Annotated in this window: 16 protein-coding genes and 1 riboswitch; of the genes, 9 read left to right on the top strand and 7 right to left on the bottom strand. The window is 65.8% G+C overall.

Annotation, left to right across the window (positions count from 1 at the left end; translation table 11 throughout):
• Window positions 1-45: 45 nt before the first annotated feature.
• Together C1725_RS17125 and C1725_RS17120 are read right to left on the bottom strand one after the other, a co-directional pair.
• Window positions 46-441: an iron dependent repressor, metal binding and dimerization domain protein gene (locus tag C1725_RS17125; RefSeq protein WP_102412901.1), complete on the bottom strand. Its 396-nt coding sequence runs from the start codon at window positions 439-441 to the stop codon at window positions 46-48.
• Window positions 442-482: 41 nt separating this feature from the next.
• Entirely contained in the window at window positions 483-2,393 is a 1,911-nt protein-coding gene (locus tag C1725_RS17120; RefSeq protein ID WP_346026786.1) for a beta-L-arabinofuranosidase domain-containing protein, read from the bottom strand.
• Window positions 2,394-2,649: 256 nt separating this feature from the next.
• Window positions 2,650-2,738: riboswitch (cyclic di-GMP riboswitch) on the top strand.
• A 123-nt stretch (window positions 2,739-2,861) separates the two neighbouring features.
• On the opposite strand from C1725_RS17120, the gene C1725_RS17115 reads away from it, so the two are divergent.
• From C1725_RS17115 to C1725_RS17080, 9 genes are all read left to right on the top strand, one after another.
• Complete coding sequence (locus C1725_RS17115; RefSeq protein ID WP_102412899.1) at window positions 2,862-4,010, top strand: hypothetical protein; 1,149 nt, start codon at window positions 2,862-2,864, stop codon at window positions 4,008-4,010.
• 276 nt (window positions 4,011-4,286) lie between these two features.
• Window positions 4,287-4,805, top strand: coding sequence for a hypothetical protein (locus tag C1725_RS19065; protein ID WP_146009287.1), 519 nt, complete (start codon window positions 4,287-4,289; stop codon window positions 4,803-4,805).
• A gap of 77 nt (window positions 4,806-4,882) precedes the next feature.
• The gene (locus C1725_RS17110; RefSeq protein ID WP_102412898.1) at window positions 4,883-5,410 is read left to right on the top strand and encodes a hypothetical protein; all 528 of its coding nucleotides are present in this window, start codon (window positions 4,883-4,885) and stop codon (window positions 5,408-5,410) included.
• A 40-nt stretch (window positions 5,411-5,450) separates the two neighbouring features.
• Complete coding sequence (locus tag C1725_RS17105) at window positions 5,451-5,996, top strand: hypothetical protein (protein WP_102412897.1); 546 nt, start codon at window positions 5,451-5,453, stop codon at window positions 5,994-5,996.
• The gene (locus C1725_RS17100) at window positions 5,993-6,445 is read left to right on the top strand and encodes a hypothetical protein (RefSeq protein WP_102412896.1); all 453 of its coding nucleotides are present in this window, start codon (window positions 5,993-5,995) and stop codon (window positions 6,443-6,445) included. The genes C1725_RS17105 and C1725_RS17100 overlap by 4 nt, the downstream gene beginning before the upstream one ends.
• Window positions 6,442-8,502, top strand: a complete 2,061-nt coding sequence (locus C1725_RS17095; RefSeq protein WP_102412895.1) for an SH3 domain-containing protein — start codon at window positions 6,442-6,444, stop codon at window positions 8,500-8,502. Before C1725_RS17100 ends, C1725_RS17095 begins: the two co-directional genes overlap by 4 nt.
• Before the next feature lie 554 nt (window positions 8,503-9,056).
• Window positions 9,057-10,097 (top strand): ROK family protein, encoded by a 1,041-nt coding sequence (locus C1725_RS17090; RefSeq protein WP_102412894.1) that lies wholly within the window; start codon window positions 9,057-9,059, stop codon window positions 10,095-10,097.
• A gap of 98 nt (window positions 10,098-10,195) precedes the next feature.
• Window positions 10,196-10,522: a DUF6506 family protein gene (locus C1725_RS17085; RefSeq protein WP_102412893.1), complete on the top strand. Its 327-nt coding sequence runs from the start codon at window positions 10,196-10,198 to the stop codon at window positions 10,520-10,522.
• The gene (locus C1725_RS17080) at window positions 10,519-11,586 is read left to right on the top strand and encodes a leucine-rich repeat domain-containing protein (RefSeq protein WP_346026785.1); all 1,068 of its coding nucleotides are present in this window, start codon (window positions 10,519-10,521) and stop codon (window positions 11,584-11,586) included. Before C1725_RS17085 ends, C1725_RS17080 begins: the two co-directional genes overlap by 4 nt.
• Before the next feature lie 47 nt (window positions 11,587-11,633).
• On the opposite strand, the gene C1725_RS17075 is transcribed toward C1725_RS17080, so the two are convergent.
• The 5 genes from C1725_RS17075 to C1725_RS17055 form a co-directional block, all read right to left on the bottom strand.
• Window positions 11,634-12,683, bottom strand: coding sequence for an extracellular solute-binding protein (locus C1725_RS17075; protein ID WP_102412891.1), 1,050 nt, complete (start codon window positions 12,681-12,683; stop codon window positions 11,634-11,636).
• The gene (locus C1725_RS17070) at window positions 12,680-13,750 is read right to left on the bottom strand and encodes an ATP-binding cassette domain-containing protein (RefSeq protein WP_102412890.1); all 1,071 of its coding nucleotides are present in this window, start codon (window positions 13,748-13,750) and stop codon (window positions 12,680-12,682) included. Before C1725_RS17070 ends, C1725_RS17075 begins: the two co-directional genes overlap by 4 nt.
• Window positions 13,751-13,855: 105 nt before the next feature.
• Window positions 13,856-14,656 carry an ABC transporter permease subunit gene (locus C1725_RS17065; protein ID WP_102412889.1) on the bottom strand — a complete coding sequence of 267 codons (801 nt, stop codon included), beginning with the start codon at window positions 14,654-14,656 and terminating at the stop codon, window positions 13,856-13,858.
• Window positions 14,649-15,482 carry an ABC transporter permease subunit gene (locus tag C1725_RS17060; protein ID WP_102412888.1) on the bottom strand — a complete coding sequence of 278 codons (834 nt, stop codon included), beginning with the start codon at window positions 15,480-15,482 and terminating at the stop codon, window positions 14,649-14,651. Before C1725_RS17060 ends, C1725_RS17065 begins: the two co-directional genes overlap by 8 nt.
• A complete protein-coding gene (locus tag C1725_RS17055; RefSeq protein WP_102412887.1) occupies window positions 15,482-17,218 on the bottom strand; it encodes an adenine deaminase C-terminal domain-containing protein in 1,737 nt (578 codons plus the stop codon). Before C1725_RS17055 ends, C1725_RS17060 begins: the two co-directional genes overlap by 1 nt.
• Window positions 17,219-17,353 lie beyond the last annotated feature (135 nt).

Below are 17,353 nucleotides of genomic sequence, written 5' to 3'. Positions count from 1 at the left end.
GTCCTCCTCGTTTGAAGTGCCGGTTTACGGCGAATCTCTGCGCCGCTAACCCCGGCGCTTTTCCATTTCATTTTGCACGAAGGCTTCCAGGCGCGCGACGGTCTCGTCGCTGATGACGTGCTCGATGCGACAGGCGTCCGCGTCCGCGATCTCCTCGGATACGCCCAGCACGTCGCAAAGGAAGGTGCGCGTCACCTCGTGCCGCCAGGTGATGCGGTGGGCGTGCTGAACGCCCGCCTCCGTCAGCTCGATGCACTGATACGGCTGCTGCACGACGTAGCCCGCCTGCTTGAGCACGCGCAGCGCCTTGTTGACGCTGACCTTGCTCACGCCCAGGCGCTCCGCCACGTCCACCGAGCGCACGGGCCCCCTGTGGGACAGGTCGTGAATGACGTCCAGATAGCTTTCGGCCGAGATGGTCAGGGGTTCCTGTTCCAACATGAAGATCCCTCCATTCGGGGTCAGCCCCTGCTACGCAAACCTTATGCGACCGGGAACTGACTGATGCGAAGAGCCGCGGCGCCGTAGGGAATCAGCCGCACGCGCACGGCGTCTTCGGGGGATACGGGCGGCGCGATGGGCGGCTGGTCGCAGCTCGCGCCCTGCATGCCCCAGTCCGGCACGGCGACGGCGTCCGTCTCCAGCTCGATGGGGCAGCCCTCGCCAAAGGGCCCCGCCTGATCGGGCTGCGCGCTCTCGTCGAAGCCCGCGCCGCTTACGAGCGCGTAGTTCCAGGCGGATTTTGCGCTCACGGCCCAGTCGGGCGAAAGCGGGCGGTCGCAAAGCGCCGTCCACTCCTCCTCGCACGGCAGCGCGAAGACGAGCGGCCCGCGCTCCACCGCGGCGGAGGCATGGTACCACCGCGTGAGCCGCGCGCTCATGGGCAGGTTGAGCAGCACCACGTCGCCGTCGTGCCATTGGCGGGTGAGCACGGCGAACTCGCCCGGCGCGCAGGGGACGACCTCGCCCTCCACGGCGGCGGTAGCGCCCTCGGCCCACGCGGGGATGTGCAGGTGCAGGGGGAAGGCCGCGTCCTGCGAGAGCGAAAGGGTGATCTTCACCGCGCCGTCGTAGGGATAGGCGCTCTCCACCGAGAGGCGGACGGCGGTTTCGCCCAGGCGGTAGCGGAGCGTGCAGGGGGCGTAGCTCATCGCGGCGAGCCCCCCGTCGCGCGAGAGCATCCACAGGGAGGCGGCGAACTTGGGGAAGCCCTGATGCACGCCGGAAAGCACCCGCGCGTCCTCGTGGGCGGTAAAGAGGTTCGCGCCGTCGCCCGCGTCGTAAAAGGCGCGCTCTTCGCGGCTCACGCGCACCTGGTTCGGCTGCTGCACGCACTGGCAGGCGCGCATGTCCGCCGTGAACGAGGCGGGCAGCGCGTTGAAGGCGAGGCGCTCCAGCGCGTCCGCGGCGTCGGGCGTACCCTGCGCCCAGAGCACCGTCTCCAGCGAGAACATGAGCTCCTGCACCGCGCGCGCGTCCACGCCCTGCGAGGGGTTCGCGCCCGCGAGCAGCGTGTCGCCGGTAAAGCACCCGCAGGCCGTGCCGTGCGCCTTCATGAGCTTGGCCATGCCCGTCTCGAAGGCTTCCTCGTGCTTGCCCGAGCCCGTGAGCACGTAGCTGAGCGCGGGCATGCGCAGCCCCTGCGCGATGGTCGCGGCGCGGGTGGTGCGCTGCAGGTGCGCGTAATAGGAACGTTCGTCGTCCTCCTGCTGAAGAAGCTGCTTCATCTGGGCGGGCGGCGTGTGCTTGTACATGGGGATGCGGTAGGGGAAGGTATGGCAAAAGCGCGTCCAGTCCTTGCCCTGGTCGCACAGGAGCTGGCACAGGTCGAGCAGCGGGCGCTTGCCCGTGACGTTGTAGACGTTCAGCGCGACGTAGAGCGTGTCGGCGGCGCAGGCCGCCTCCTCGGAGGAGAGGGTGTGGTCGCTCAGGTCGTAGAGCAGGAACTTCAGGTAGCGCAGCAGGAACAGCAGCGCGCGCCGTTCGGCGGTCGCGGTGTAGTACTGCCATACGGCCTTGAGCATCACGCCGCGGGCGATGAAGGCGTCCTTCATCTCGGGGCCGAAGGAGCCGTCCTCGCGCTGGCTTTCCATCACCCATTCCACGCGGCGGGCGGCTTCCTCCTTCAGCGCGTCGTCGTCCAGCAGGAACGCGAGCGGCACGAGGCCGTCCAGATAGCGGGCGGCGTGGGCGTTGGCGGGGCCCGGCCCACCCAGCCAGGCGCAGTCGTCCCCGACGTCGGGCAGGACTTCCGGCAGTCTGCCCGTCAGGCCCTGCGCCTGGAGCTGAAGCTGGCGAAGCAGCCATCCCCTGGGGCGGAGCGCGCCCAGCGGCAGCGGGGCGAAGCGGCCCGGCATCAGCGGGGCGCGGTTGAATAGGGTTTTGGCGATCATGGGCGTATGCCTCCAATTCACGATGCGGGGCATCGTATAAAATCAATTTTCAAGCGTCAAATGAAAGACGTATAAAGGGTTGTCTCTTATTATACCCGACTTTGGCCGCGAGGTAAAGCAAAGAAAACGCGGGCGGATTAATACTTTGAACTTAAAATTAAATATTTTTTGATAAGGAATTTTTGACAAATATAAGGAAAGGGATTGACAAAGGTCAATTCCGGGATTATACTAAGCTCAGTTCGAGCAACGTACAATTTCATACCGGCAAACCCGCTGAAAGGCGGCGACGCAAAGCTAAAGGGTCTAACCCCGCGCAGGCGGGCATGACAGCCAGTTGCCAGAGGCGCAAGCCTTTGTCAATCGGCGGGCTGCATTCATATGCAGGTCGGCCCAGTTTGTGTTGCCGTCGCGGGAGATCGATTTCGCGGACGGCTTTTTTGTGTCCGCATGGGCAGGAGGAACAACATGAAGCGGATTTTAGGCGCGGCGCTGCTGGCGCTGTGCCTCGCGGGCGGCCCGGCCCTCGCGGGGGACTCGGTTCCCGCCAAGGGCGCGGCCCCTGAAACGGGGCTGCCGCAGGACGTGCCGGTCAGCTATCCGGCGCTGGAGATGGACGCGGCGGCCACGCAGCTTGCGGCCACGCCCTCGGACGCGGGGCTGGAGCTGGACGAGCGCGCGGTGTCGCCGGACGCGCCCGTCCCGACGGCAAAGCCGGCGCAGACGAAGAAAGCGCCGGTGCGCCCGGGCGACAGGCCGCAGCAGGGCGTGAACAGCATCACGATCCAGACGGTATCGGACATCACGTTCGATTCGCCCTACGCGGAGGGCGAGGTCAACGTCGGCAACCCCGAGGGAAGCCAGGTGAACGTGCAGTACATGCTGCGCATCTCCCTGGCGGAGCTGGAGCGCCAGACCGGGCGCACGGGTTACGACGAGGAGGAGCTCGCGGCGCTTGCCGCGCAGCCGGGCTTCGACCCGGAGACGACCTATATCCCGCTGAGCCAGACGAAGGGCATCCCCCCGGGAAGCGTGGTGCGCACGATGACGCTGGGCACGCTGCCGGACGGCTCGACGATCCCGGCGGGCGACTACAGCGCGCAGATGGTGATGGCGGCTTACGACGCCCTGACCAACCGGCGATCGATGGTGGGCGCGGTGGTGGAGGTCAAGTTCCACGTGCTCAGCGGCGACATGCGGCTGAACTTCGACGCGGACGGCACCTGCGACCTGTACGCCTTCAACCCCGTGACGAGCGCGGGCGACGTGATGTTCGCCATTCAGATATCGCAGCAGGAGCTGATGGACGTATCGGGCGAGGCGCACCGCACGGCGGAGGAAACCGCCGCGCAGCAGGCGAACCCGGCATTCGACCCGGCCTACGAGTTCCTGACGATTTACGAGTCCGACCCGGTGGCGCCGGGCGCGTTCCTCGAGGGACGCGCGGCGCTGAGGACGCTGCCCGACGGGCAGGCGCTCCCCGCCGGTGAATACACCGCCTGGCTGGTGCGCTACGCGTACGACGCGCAGTGGAACAGCTGGCAGATGGAGGACGCGAGCACGCAGCTGACGCTTTCCGTGCCCGAACCCACGGGAAAGGCGGGTGGAATCGAATAGAGGTCATCCGCAGCGGTACGGTTTAGGTTCAGGTTTTGAGCCCAGGCCCAAAAGAAAGAAGAAGGACGCTTTCAGGGCGTTCAAGCGCCCCAAAAGCATCCTTCTGGAATCGTCACAAAAGGTGAACCAAAGTTGACGGCCGCCCCCGGAGGGGGTCGAACGGCGGCGGAAGACACGGCGTAGAATGTAAGGCAAGCAGGACCGAAACGGAGAACGGAAACCCTATTTGAAGCACAGAACGGAACAAAAAAGAATTTGAAAGGTGGATTTTGACTTATGACGAAGAAGAATGTGGCGGCTCTGATGCTCGCGGGCGCGATGATGACCGTGGGGAGCGGCGCGATGGCGGCGGAGAGCGCAACGATTAGCGATACAACAACTGGTTCTGCAGAGGTAGGTGCAACATATACCTCTGCTGAAAAGATTGATATTACTGTTTCCTGGAATACGCCCGAGGCCTTTGCGTTTACGTGGAAAAATGGAGCGTGGATTTATGAAGGTGAAGCAAAGGAAGTAACTTTTAAGGCAACAAATGCAGGCAGTAAAGATAAGAACGTAGCACTTGCAGCAAGTTCTGAGGATAACCCTAACCTAGCTTGGATCACTGCAACTCCTATAACAGTGAATGGTGCTAACCCTAATGTTGAAAGGGGTACAACGGACGCACAACCTGTTGCCGGGTTTAATTTAATGGTTGATAATAAAAAGTTGCCCGACATTACTGAAAACTCGAATGACCCTGTTAATGCTTCTATAAAGTTTGATGTTACGATTAGTGACGTAAGTGTAGAATGAATAGACAGACCAATAATTAGCCGCGCCGCATAAGCGGCCGGCCTTTTTCACATTTTTCCCGAAAGGAGGCCTCGTCCATGCGCAGACCCCTTCCCGCGCTGCTCGCGCTGTCGCTGCTGCTTCCCGCGCCCGGCGCGCGCGCGGACTTCTTCGGCGCGCCCGTGGAGCTCTACGCGCCCGCGGCGGACGAGGCCGCCCGAACGGATGACGGCGTGCCCGCCGCCCGGCTCTCGGACATCGCGGTCGAGCAGGAGCCCGCGCCCGCGTTCGGCTTTCGGTGGAACACCCAGACGTATGAATGGGAGCCCACGCACGAGCGCACCTGGTCGGCCCTGACGCTGCGAAACGGCGGCGAGGCCGAGGCCCCTCTCTCCCTCTCCTACGCGGTGGCGACGGCGGAGGCCGACGGCGCGGACGCGGAGGGGCTGCTTCGGGTGCTGGGCCTCTCCGGCACGCCGGACGAAGCGCCGCAGGAAACGCTTTTGGTGACCGTGCCCCCGAACGACGCGGTGACCGTGTACCTGCGCTACGAGGCGCGGCCGCCCGCATCGGGCGGCGACGCCAGCCTGCGGCTGGACGTGACGGTCACGTACACCCTGCAGTAACATCACGCGGCGGCTGCCCCGCCGGAAGGACGGAATCGCGATGTCAAAAAAGCGCAAATGGCTGCCCTGGGCGCTGGCGGCGCTCGCGCTCGCGGCGGCCTGTGCCGCGTGGCTGGGCTTTCGGGCCCTGCGTCCCGCGCCGCCGGAACCCGCTTACATGCCGCCGCCCATGGAGGAGGCCGCCGTGCCGCTCACGGATTGGAACGCGCCGCAGGGCCTGCCCACATTGCAGACCGATACCTACGCCTTTTCCATCAACCCGGAGCCCGCGACGGGGCCGGACGGCCTTTGCGGCGTCTGGCTCGCCAACCCGGAGGGAAACGCGGTCTACCTGATGCTCGACGTGCGGCTGGAGGAAAGCGGACTGCTCATCTACCGCAGCGGCCTCGTCGCCCCGGGCACGGGCCTGGGCGAAATCGGCCTGGCGCGGGAGGCGGTGGACGCCCTGCGGCCCGGCGAAAACGGGGTGCTGCTGACGGTCTATTCCTTCGCGCAGGAGGGCTACACCAGCATGGGCGAAGCGCCGCTGCGCACGGTGCTCAGGTATCAAGCGGACGAATCCGGCGCGGAGGAGGAAGCGGCATGAAGAGAGGCGTGGCGGCGCTGGCCGCCCTGGGGCTGCTGTTTTCCGGCCCGGCCCGGGCGGAGGGCATCTCGGTGGCGGTGAACGCCCGGTTTGTCCGCAGCGCGAGCGCGGAAACCACCTGGAGCGCGGTCTATACGGACGAGGACGGCAACCCGGTGGACGAACTGCACTGGACGCGGCTTTGCCTCACCGCGACGCTCACGAACGCGTCGAGCGAGGACATCGACGTGCGCTGGGCGCTGGAGGACGAGGCGCCCGGCGTGCAGGCGGACGCGGCGGCCCGGCCCGACGGCGGGGAGCCGGATGCGCTGGACACCGCCTATCCCGTGGCCGTGGGGGCGACGCGCACGTTCGTGATCGCCCTGCGGCGCGACGCAGAGATGGCGCTGCCGGAGGACGGGTTGCACATGGTCTACGTCATATCGCCCGCGGAGGAGGAAACGCCATGAAAGGACGAAAGGCCGCCGCGCTGACGCTGGCGCTGGCGCTGCTGCTGGGGCCCTTCCACCCGCCCGCGCGGGAGCGGGGGGCGCGCGCGGAAGCCGCCGCAGCGCCGCCGCCCCGCGCAGACGGGGAGCTGAACCCCACGGCGACGCCGGAGCCCACGGTCACGCCGGAGCCCACGGTCACGCCGGAGCCCACAGTCACGCCGGAGCCAACGGTCATTCCGGAACCCACGGTTACGCCGGAGCCTACGGTTACGCCGGAACCCACGGCGACACCGGAACCTGCGGCCACGCCGGAGCCCACGGTTACGCCGGAAGCGCAGGAGGAAACAGCGGCAACGCCTGAACCGACGTCCGATCCGGACGACGGGGAAGCGACGCCTGCGCCTGAGGCGACGGACGAGCCGACAGCGGAAGCGACGTCCGCGCCTGAGGCGGCGGAAGCGACGCCTGCGCCTGCTGAGACGAAGGAACCGGCGGCGGAAGCGACGCCTGCGCCTGAGGCGACGGACGAGCCGATGGCGGAAGCGACGCCCGCGCCTGAGGCGACGGACGAACCGGCGGCGGAAGCGACGCCCACGCCTGCTGAGACGGAGGAGCCGACGGCGGAAGCGACGCCCGCGCCTGAGGCGACGGACGAGCCGACGGCGACCGAGGAGCCTGCGCCGACGCCTGCCGCGACGGCGGAACCGGTGCTGTATACGGGCAGAATCACGGTGCAGGGAAAGTCCGCGAACGTGCGTGCGGAAGCGGATGCCGCCTCCGAGCTGGTGGGGCGCATCTGCGGAGGCGAAGCGATCGAGATTCTGGGCGAAGCGGAGGGCTGGTATCTGGTGCGCGGCGAGAGCCTGGAGCGCAGACAGATAACAGGCTACGTGAAGGCGAAGTTCGTCGCCATAGACGGCGGGAGCCAGCCGGAGGAGCCCGAGGCGACGGAAGCGCCGGCGGCGACGCCGGAGGCAGAAAGCGGGGCGGAAACCCCGACGCCCGCAGCCCCCGTGAAGACGCCTGACCCGGAATCGGAACCGGCGGCGACGCCGGAGCTCACGCCGGAACCCACCGCAGCGCCGGAGCCGACGGAAGCGCCGACGGCGGAACCGGCGCTGTATACGGGCAGAATCACGGTGCAGGGCAAGTCCGCAAACGTGCGTGCGGAAGCGGACGCCGCCTCCGAGCTGGTGGGGCGCATCTGCGGAGGCGAAGCGATCGAGATTCTGGGCGAAGCGGAGGGCTGGTATCTGGTGCGCGGCGAGAGCCTGGAGCGCAGGCCGATCAGGGGCTACGTGAAGGCGAAGTTCGTCGCCATAGACGGCGGGAGCCAGCCGGAGGAGCCCGAGGCGACGGAAGCGCCGACGGCGACGCCGGAGCTCACGCCGGAACCCACCGCAGCGCCGGAACCGACGGAAGCGCCGACGGCGGAACCGGCGCTGTATACGGGCAGAATCACGGTGCAGGGCAAGTCCGCAAACGTGCGTGCGGAAGCGGACGCCGCCTCCGAGCTGGTGGGGCGCATCTGCGGAGGCGAAGCGATCGAGATTCTGGGCGAAGCGGAGGGCTGGTATCTGGTGCGCGGCGAGAGCATCGAGCGCAAGCCGATCAGGGGCTACGTGAAGGCGAAGTTCGTCGCGCCGGACGGCGAGGGTCTGTCCCAGCCCAACGCGGCAGACGATCCTGCGGAGACCGAAGCGCCGCCCGTGGAGGACGTCGCAGGCCTCGAAGCAGACGCCATGCCGGAGCTGCCCTATACCTGGGATGCGCAGGCGGGCGCGTGGCGCTCTGAGGCCCTGCCGCCGACCCGGGCCGTCATTTATTGCGCCAACCGCACCGCGGAGGCAACCCCGCCGCTCTGCATGCGCACGGACGAGCTGGAAGCGCTGGACGCGGGGGGCTGTTATACCGTGCGCTGCGAGCTGGCGGCGGACGCGGATCGCTTTTCCCTGGAGCCCGGCGAGGTGCGCCCCGTCGCGGTCCTCATCTACGAGGGGACGGGAGAACTTGCGGAGAACCCGGAGGGGAGCGTGCTCGGGCTCGAGCTGCGGGTGGAATACGCCGTGCCGTAATGCGCGCGGACGTCCGGAATAAGTCCGGACGTCCGCTTTGGCCATCGACTTTGTCGATGGCCTCGTGCAAAATGAAGAATCATTTTGCACGAAGGATACGGGTGATGTTTTCCTCCGCAAATGCTGCGCATTGACGTGCAGCGAGCGAAGCGAGTAGGGCCGAGGACAGCGCGGAGCGCTCCGCAGGCCCGTACTCTGCGCCCTTTGGGCGCAGGGCGTCAACGGAAAACGCCCCGCCCGACAAGGACGCGAAGCGTCTAGGCGCGAGGACAGCGCAGAGCGCTCCGCAGCGCCGTACCCTGCGCCCGAAGGGGCAGGGCGCAGCAGGCAAAGCCGGTCGATACGATTCCCCATGAAGGGGAAGCTTCCCCTTCATGCATCCCCTTTTACAAGACGATACTTTGTCAACGGTCGCGCGGACGTCCGGAACAAGTCCGGACGTCCGCTTTTTGTATAGGGCCCTGCGCGGTGGATTTCGTTGACAGGTGGGCATAAAACGGCTATACTTAGATCGGAAACTTATAAAAGATTCTGATGAAACGGAGGGGGAGGCCGTGGACGCCCTGAACGCGAAGCCGGGCCTGCTCAAGCAGGCCAACCTGACCGAAATCCGATGCTTCCTGCGGGAGAAGGGGACGGCTACCCGCGCCGAGATCGCGGAGGGAACGCGGATCAGCGGCACCACCGTCCGGGCGCTGCTCTGCGAGATGCTGGAGGACGGCGAGATCGAAAGCGTCGGCCGCGACGCGTCGAGCGGGGGGCGCAGGGCCGAGCGGTACGGGCTGCGGCGCGACCGGTACTACGGGGCCGCCGTCTGCATCGCGGAGGGGAAACTGCACGGCCTCCTGGTGGACGTCTACGGGCAGGTCATCGAATCCGTCCTGCTGGACGCGCCGGAGGAGGAGGCGCCGCGAGCGGTCTTCGACTTTTTGGACGGCGTGACCGCGAGGCATGAGATCCGCGCGATCGGCGTCGGCGCGCCGGGCGTCGCGGACGGCGACGGCTTTCTGCGCAAGCGCGCGCAGGAGGACGCGCTGCATCGGGTGGACATCGGGCGGGCGCTCCGCGAGCGCTACGGCCTTCCGGTGGTGCTGGAAAACGACCTGATCGCGACGACGCTGGGCTTTGGGCGCTGTTACGCGCGGGAGTTCCCGGAGGAAGACCCGGAGCATGCGAACATGGCGTACCTGTACTTTGAACCGGGCTGCGTCAGCGCGGGCTTTATCGTGGGCGGCCGGATCGTGCGCGGCATCAACCGCTTCGCGGGCGAGATCGGGCTCGTCCCGATGCTCGACGAGCGCCCGCTGGACGAGTGGATGGCCGAGCCCATGGACGACGCGCGGTATATCGCCTGCGTGACGCACATTGCCGGTTGGGTCTGCGGCATGCTCAACCCGCAGTACGTCGCCCTGGGTGGACCCGGCCTGCGCAGGGATTGCGTCGCGGCCGTGGGCGAAGGGCTTTCCGCGCTGCTGCCGGGGCCCATGCAGGCGGAAATCCTATACGCCAGTGACCGCTGGCACGACTATCGCGACGGCATGGCCTATCTGACGGCGCAGAAGATGATGAACCGGGTGAAGATCGTCAAGGCATAGGCGGAGTTTTGCCGGTTCGCTTGCTTCTTTTGGGGCGAATGCCTATAATGGAACCACGTGCGGTCGGCGGGTGCGCCCCGCCGGAAGGAGGACGCGGCATGAAGTTTGCCTTTTTGCTCATGGGGGACTTTGACGCGAAGGCGGACCGCGCCTGCCTGCGCGGCAGGGACGTGCGGTGCGTCGGCGTCGGAGGCCTGGAAGAAGCGTGCGACGTGGCGCGCGGGCTTGCGGACGAGGGATTTAGCTGCATCGAGCTGTGCGGCGCGTTCGGCGAGGCGGGCGCGCGCAGGGTGATCGAGGCGACGGGCGGCGCGGTGGCGGTCGGCTACGTGGTGCACCTGCCGGAGCAGGACGCGCTGTTCAGCCGGGTGTTTGGAGAAAACCGCGCCGAAGTCGCCGCAAAAGAAAGGAAAGAATGTTCATGAAACGAAAACTGTTCTGTCTGGCGGCGCTGTTGGCCGCCCTCTGCCTGACGGCGGCGGTCGCCTGCGCGGGGGATTTCGACGTCCGGGACGGCGTGCTGGTCCGTTACAGCGGCCCCGGCGGGGAGGTCACCCTCCCGGCGGACGTGCGCGTGATCGGCAGGGAAGCCTTTGCCGGGTGCAAAAAGCTCACCGGCGTCACGCTGCCGGAGGGCGTGCAGGAGATCGGCCAGGAGGCCTTCCGCGACTGCGACGAGCTGCGCTATGCCGTGCTGCCCGAGGGCCTGCGCGTAATCGGGGAGAACGCATTTGGCAACTGCAAGGAGCTGCGGGAGGCGGTCATCCCCTCGAGCGTCGAATCCATCGGGCCGGAGGCGCTGTGGAACTGCGAAAAGCTCGCGTCCGTCACCGTGGCGGAGGGGAATGCGGCCTATGCCAGCCGCGACGGCGTCCTGTACGACCGGGACTTCACCACGCTCGTGCTGTATCCCGCGGCGAAGCCCGACAGGACGTTCGCCCTTCCGGACACGGTGCGCATCATCGGCGCGGCGGCGTTTGGGCCGAACGAGACGCTGCGGGAGGCGACGATCCCGGAGGGCGTCACGGAAATCCGCGAAAAGGCCTTCAAGTATTGCGAAGCGCTCAGGAGCCTCGTAATCCCGGACACGGTGACGCGGATCGGGACGGAGGCCTTCAAGTACTGCGAGGACATGGAGAGCATCGTGCTCTCCCGGAACATCACCGAAATCCCGGACGCCGCGTTTAAGTACTGCGAATCGCTGCGGCGGATCGACGTGCCGGACGGCGTGATGCGGATCGGGGACATGGCCTTCAAGTACTGCGAGTCGCTTCGGAGCGTCGGCGGCTGCGGCGGGGTGACGTCCATCGGCAGCGACGCGTTCAAGTACTGCGAATCGCTGGAGGAAATCGAGCTCCCCGCGTGCGTGCGGGAGATCGACATGGACGCCTTCAAGTACGCCTGCGCGTCGCTGACCGTGCGCGGCGAGGGCGGTTCCTACGCCGAGAAGTACGCGAAGGAGCACAGACTGGCCTTTTCGGCGCTCTAATCCATAGCAAAAAAGGGGGATGCGCGCGCATCCCCCTTTTGCTGCCGTCAGATCGCGACTTCCTTCTGGAAGCGCTCGATCCACTCGGCCTTGTGATCGTTCAGGTAGTTCCAGTCAAACGCCTTGAGCGCGCTGATGGCGTCCTCGCCATAGGCTAGGTACTGCCGGGCTTCGTCGGACATCGTGGCGTTCTTGCTGGTCGGGGCCTCGCTGAGCACGTCCGCGACCTGGCTCTGAATCTCGTCGCTGAGCAGGTAGTTGACGAAGAGCTGCGCGAGCTCCGGGTTCTTGCAGTCCTTCACGACGTTGACCGTCGCGGCGGCGGAGAAGCTGCCCTCCTTCGCGTCGACCCACTTGACGTTCAGGCCCGCCGCGGTGAGGGTGGGCATGTTCATGTCCATGAAGACGGAGACGGCGATTTCACCGGTGGTGAAGGCGGTCTGCACGTCGGAGCTGGTCATGTAGAACTGGGCGATGTTGTCCTTGTGCGCGGCCATCAGCTCGAAGGCCGGGTCCACGTTCTCCTGGCTGCCGCCGAGGCTGTCGGCCAGCGCGACCAGCAGGTACGGGCCCGCGGTGCCGGACATGTCCGGGATGGAGACGAGGCCCGCGTACTGCTCGTCGGTGAAGAGTTGCTCGTAGGAATCGGGGGCCGCGACGAGGTCTTCGTTGTAGATGATGCCGTAGCGCACCAGCGAATAGCAGGGGCCGTAGCCGTCCGCGTTCTTCGCGAAGTCGTAGAGGTTGTCGAGGTTGGTGACGACGGACGCGTCGATCTTCTCGAACAGGCCCATCTCGTTGCCCGTGGCGGCGAAGTTTTCGGTGAGCAGCGCCACGTCGATCTCCGGGTTGTTCTTCTGCGCGGTGATCTTGTTCAGGCGGTCGGCGTTGCCGCTCGTCTCGTCGATGATGACGGTGCAGCCGGTCGCTTCCTCAAAGTCCTTGGCGAGCTCCTTTACCTGTGCGGCGGTCCAGCCCCAGGTGGCGACGACGAGTTCCTTGCCCTGATACGCCTTTTCCGCGTCGGCGGAGACGGAGGTCAGGCCCAGCGCCATCACCGCGGCGAGCAGGATGGCAAGCATGCGCTTCATGTTCATGGTTCAATCTCCTTTTCGTTGTCGTGATATATGAGCAGCTTGTCCGCGGGCAGGCCGACGAAGACCTGCATGCCGCGCTCGAAGCTGGCATCATCGTGAAGGCTCGCGTAGAGCAGGTTTTCAAAGACGCCGCCGATCTCCAGGCGCGTGGCGTTGCCCTTGTAGACGGCGCTTTCTACCGTGCCGGCGAGCAGGCCGGGCGCGGGCGAGCGCCGCACGTTGACGAACTCCGGACGGATGGCGGCCCTGACCGCCTCGCCCTGCGCAAAGCGGGCGCGGTCCGCGGGCAGGATGGGCAGGCGGCCCGTGCCGGTGAGCAGGAAGTCGCCCTCGCCCACCACCGCGGGGATGAAGTTGGAAATGCCCATGAAGTCCGCGACGAACAGGTTCGCCGGGCGCTCGAAGACCTCGCGCGGGGAGCCGATTTGCAGCAGCCGGCCGGCGTTCATGACGATGACCCGGTCCGCGAGGGAAATCGCCTCTTCCTGGTCATGGGTGACGATGATCGTGGTGATGCCCGTTTCGCGCTGGATGCGCTTGATTTCAAGCTGCATTTCCACGCGCAGCTTGGCGTCCAGGTTGGAGAGCGGCTCGTCCAGCAGCAGCACCGAGGGCTCCGTCACCAGCGCGCGGGCGAGCGCGACGCGCTGCTGCTGGCCGCCGGAGAGCTCGCGCGGATAGCGGCGCTCCAGCCCGGAGAGCTTGACGAGGCCGAGGATGGTGGAAACCTTCTTCTCGATTTCGGCCCTGGGCAGTTTCTTGAGCTTGAGGCCGAAGGCGACGTTGTCGTAGGTCGTCATGTGCGGGAAGAGCGCGTAGTTTTGAAAGAAGATGCCGACGTTGCGCTTGTAGGCGGGCAGATTGCCGATGTCCTTGCCGTCCACGAGCACGCGGCCCTCGGTCGCCTCGGTGAATCCGGCGATCATGCGCAGCGTGGTGGTCTTGCCGCAGCCGCTGCCGCCGAGCAGGGCGACCATTTCCCCCTCGGCGACGGCAAGGTTCAGGTCGTGTACGGCGGTGAAGTCGCCGAAGCGCTTTGTCAGGTGGGAGAGCTCCAAAGAGGCCATCTTGTTCCTCCTATCCGTAGTGCCGCCTGCGGGACGCGCCCCGGCGGAAATTTCAAATGAAGGTGGCGGCCCGACCCGGCCGGTGGGGGTTGCGCGAAAGCGCCGTCAGTCCTGCTTGATGAACATGTCCAGGCCCATGAAGCGTTCCAGCAGCAGGATCGCCGCGAAGGAGAAGAGGATCAGCAGCGTGGAGACGGCGGCCAGCGTGGGGTCGAAGGAAAATTCCATGTAGTTCATGATGCGGATGGGAAGCGTCATGAACTTGGCGGAGCTGAGCAGGCCCGCGAGCACCACCTCGTCGAACGAATAGAGGAACGAGAGCAGCGCGCCCGCCGTGACGCCCGGCTTGATGAGCGGGAAGGTCACATGGCGGAAGGTCTGCCAGGCATTCGCGCCCAGGCCCGCCGCCGCGTCCTCCAGCGTCCAGTTGAAGGAGGCGAGCACCGCGAGCGTGTTGCGCACGATGTAGGGCAGCACGATGACGACGTGGCCCAGCAGGATCTTCGCGAAGGCGGGGATGCCGCCGATGGCGCTGGTGACGTTGAGCAGTACGAAGGCGAACGTGATCGAGGGAACGTACATGGGCGAGGTGAAGAAGGTGACCAGCGCCTCGCGCCCCCGGAAGCGATAGCGGCTGACGGCCAGCGCCGCCGAGACGCCCAGCACGATGTCCACGAGGGTGGCGAGCGCCGCGACCTCCATGCTGTTCACGAAGCCGCTGACGAAATTGGTGGAGGAATCGAAGATTTTCGCATACCATTCGGTCGAAAAGCCCTTGGGCGGGAAGGTGACGATGGGCGTCGGGCTGAACGAGGCCAAGATGATGACGAGCAGCGGCGCCATCAAAAACGCGTACACCAGAACCGTCACGACACGGGAGAGCAGGCTGACCTTGCCGTCACGCATTTTTGCCACCTCCCAGCCTGCGGGTATAGCGGTCCGCGGCGAAATTGGATACGAGCAGGATGACGAGGATCACGAAGAGCAGGATGTAGCTGATCGCGGAGGCGAAGCCCCAGTTGAAGTTGACGTTGACCTCCTGAAAGACCATGGTGCTCATCATGCGGAACTTCGTGCCGCCCAGCAGCTTGGGGGTTACGTAGGAGGTCATCGAGAGCGTGAACACCAGGATGCACCCGGAGATGATGCCCGGGGAGCTGAGCGGCAGCGTCACCTTGAGAAACGTCTTGAAGGGGCTCGCGCCCAGGCTGTGGGCCGCGTACTCGACGTTGCGGTCGATGCTCTGAATGACGCTGGTGATGCCCAGAATCATGTAGGGGGTGAGCAGGTGCACCAGGCCGATCAGTACCGCCGTGGGGGTGTAGAGGATGCTCAGCGGCTTCTCGATCAGCCCCAGCGCGCGAAGCAGCTGGTTGAGCAGGCCGTTCTTGCCCAAAATGACCATCCAGCCGTAGGAACGGACGACCGCGCTGACGAGGAAGGGAAAGACCGTCATGATGATGAGCAGGTTCTTGATCCGCGATTTCGTGCGCGCGAGAAAGTAGGCGGCGGGGTAGCCCAGCAGCAGGCAGATCAGCGTGGTCTGAAGCGAAATCTTCACCGTAGTCCAGAGGATGTTCAGGTAGAAGGAATCCGTGAGGAATTTTTGATAGTATTGCAGCCCGTCGGTTCTGAGCGTGCCTACGAGGATGTAGACCATCGGGGCGATGAAGAGCACGAGCAGCGCCAGCACCGTAGGCAGCGCGAGATAAAACGCCTGATGTTTGCGCATCACATTTCCTCCTCCGAGACGATCAGGGGCAGCATTTCCTTTTTCAGCACGTCCACCAGCCCCTTATCGGTCAGCTTCACGCAGGGGGAGACGGCCAGCGGCATCAGCGTCATGAAGGTAAGCGCTTCTTCGTGCGGCAGCCCCGTCTGCCGCACGGCGGAAAGGAACGCTTGAAGCCTGGGCGCGAGCGTAGGCAGGTCTTCCTCGCACAGCAGCCCGGCGATGGGCAGCGGGATCAGGCAGAGCACCTGCCCGTCCTTGACGGCGCAGACGCCGCCGCCCGCCTCGATCAGCGCGTTGGCGCACAGCAGCATGTCCGCGTCGTTTGAGCCGTAGACCGTGAGGTTATGGCAGTCGTGCGCGTAGGTGGTGCCCAGCGCGCCGCGGAAGCCCTCCATGTGCGAGAGGAAGCCGAGGGAGCGGCTGCCCTGCCCGTGGCGGCAAAAGACCGCCATCTTCGCATAGGGGCCGTTTTGCAGCACGCCGCCGCGCACCGGCACGTCGCCCTGCTCCAACACCGTGCGCGACGTCTTTCCGTCCTGCGCGATGAGGCGGACGCGCGCGCGCCCTTCCTGAATCGAGGCGCGAATCGTGAAGTCCGAAGGCGTCAGCGGGGAGAGGCGCATCGTGCGGTAGGCGGAATCGGGAAAGCGGGTCTGGGGAATGTCCACGGCCATATGCCCGTTTCGCGCGACGACGCGGCCCGCGCAGAGCACGACGCTGGGCTGCACGTCCAGCAGGTCGGGCAGCAGCACGATGTCCGCGCGCCTGCCCGGCGCGATCGCGCCCACGCTGTACTGGCGCAGGCGGTCGGCGGCGTTGATCGTGACGTAGCGGTAGCACAGGAGCGGACGAAGGCCCAGCGCCATGGCCTTTCGCATGACGGAATTGAGGTGCCCCTCGGCGCAAAGGCGCGTCAGCGGCACGTCGTCGGTCACGAGCATGACGCGGTTTTGCACGTTCAGCCTGTTCAGCGTTTCCATGAGCTCGCGGGTGAGGAAGCGCTCCTGAATCTGCACGCACATCCCCAATCGCAGCTTTTCCAGCACCGTCTCCGGATCCATGTAGGTGTGGTCGCAGTCGATCCCCGGCGCGGCGAAGGCCTGAAGGTCCGCGCCGTGCAGCGCGGGCACGTGACCGTCGAGCGGCACGCCCGCCTCGCGCGCAGCGCGGCAGATCGCGAGCATCCTATCGTCCCCGGCCGCGACGCCGTTGAAGTCCATCACCTCGCCCAGCCCCAGCACGCCGGGCAGCGCGAGCATGCGGCGCACAGCCTCCGCGTCCACGTCGGCGCCGGAGGTTTCAAAGCCCGGCGCGCTCGGAACGGTCGAGGGGGCCATCAGGTGCACGGTCAGCGGAAGCTTCTCGCAGGCGAGAGAGAGCAGCGCCACGCCTTCCTCGCCCAGCACGTTGGCGATTTCATGCGGGTCGGCGCACACGCTGGTCGTGCCCAGCGGCAAAATCGCCTGCGCGAAGTGCGCGGGCGTCATCATGCTGCTTTCCAGGTGCATATGGCTGTCGATGAAGCCCGGCGCGGCGTACATGCCGCCGCCGTCGAGGGTTTCCTTCGCGCGGTGCTCCGAAATCGGCGGCCCCGCGTAGGCGATGTCGCCGTCCACGATGCCGATGGAGGCCTCGTAGATTTCGAGCGTCATGACGTTCACAAGGCGGATGTTCGTGATTAACAGGTCGAAGGGATGCAGGCCACGGCTGGCCAACCCAATTTTTGCATTCATTGCGCGCTCCTATCAGGGAAGTTAAAGATAAATCCGAACGATTAAATCGTATCCTATTCTAAACGTTCTGTCAATAGGCGGCGCGAAAGAAAACGGCTCTCGTTTTCTGGAGAAATCGGTCGAAAAGGAATGCCG

This window comes from Beduinella massiliensis (assembly GCF_900199405.1).
GTDB classification, from domain to species: Bacteria; Bacillota; Clostridia; order Christensenellales; family Aristaeellaceae; genus Beduinella; species Beduinella massiliensis.
Note: the sequence above shows the minus strand (reverse complement) of the source record. Positions and strands in the feature narration are given on the sequence as shown.

Excerpts from the sequence above, each read along its gene's own strand:
- C1725_RS17070 (WP_102412890.1), bottom strand. The coding sequence starts at position 13,750 with ATGGCCTCTTTGGAGCTCTCCCACCTGACAAAGCGCTTCGGCGACTTC.
- C1725_RS17060 (WP_102412888.1), bottom strand. The coding sequence starts at position 15,482 with ATGCGCAAACATCAGGCGTTTTATCTCGCGCTGCCTACGGTGCTGGCG.
- C1725_RS17095 (WP_102412895.1), top strand. The coding sequence starts at position 6,442 with ATGAAAGGACGAAAGGCCGCCGCGCTGACGCTGGCGCTGGCGCTGCTG.
- C1725_RS17085 (WP_102412893.1), top strand. The coding sequence starts at position 10,196 with ATGAAGTTTGCCTTTTTGCTCATGGGGGACTTTGACGCGAAGGCGGAC.
- C1725_RS17120 (WP_346026786.1), bottom strand. The coding sequence starts at position 2,393 with ATGATCGCCAAAACCCTATTCAACCGCGCCCCGCTGATGCCGGGCCGC.
- C1725_RS19065 (WP_146009287.1), top strand. The coding sequence starts at position 4,287 with ATGACGAAGAAGAATGTGGCGGCTCTGATGCTCGCGGGCGCGATGATG.
- C1725_RS17125 (WP_102412901.1), bottom strand. The coding sequence starts at position 441 with ATGTTGGAACAGGAACCCCTGACCATCTCGGCCGAAAGCTATCTGGAC.
- C1725_RS17110 (WP_102412898.1), top strand. The coding sequence starts at position 4,883 with ATGCGCAGACCCCTTCCCGCGCTGCTCGCGCTGTCGCTGCTGCTTCCC.
- C1725_RS17075 (WP_102412891.1), bottom strand. The coding sequence starts at position 12,683 with ATGAACATGAAGCGCATGCTTGCCATCCTGCTCGCCGCGGTGATGGCG.
- C1725_RS17100 (WP_102412896.1), top strand. The coding sequence starts at position 5,993 with ATGAAGAGAGGCGTGGCGGCGCTGGCCGCCCTGGGGCTGCTGTTTTCC.
- C1725_RS17115 (WP_102412899.1), top strand. The coding sequence starts at position 2,862 with ATGAAGCGGATTTTAGGCGCGGCGCTGCTGGCGCTGTGCCTCGCGGGC.
- C1725_RS17055 (WP_102412887.1), bottom strand. The coding sequence starts at position 17,218 with ATGAATGCAAAAATTGGGTTGGCCAGCCGTGGCCTGCATCCCTTCGAC.
- C1725_RS17105 (WP_102412897.1), top strand. The coding sequence starts at position 5,451 with ATGTCAAAAAAGCGCAAATGGCTGCCCTGGGCGCTGGCGGCGCTCGCG.
- C1725_RS17080 (WP_346026785.1), top strand. The coding sequence starts at position 10,519 with ATGAAACGAAAACTGTTCTGTCTGGCGGCGCTGTTGGCCGCCCTCTGC.
- C1725_RS17065 (WP_102412889.1), bottom strand. The coding sequence starts at position 14,656 with ATGCGTGACGGCAAGGTCAGCCTGCTCTCCCGTGTCGTGACGGTTCTG.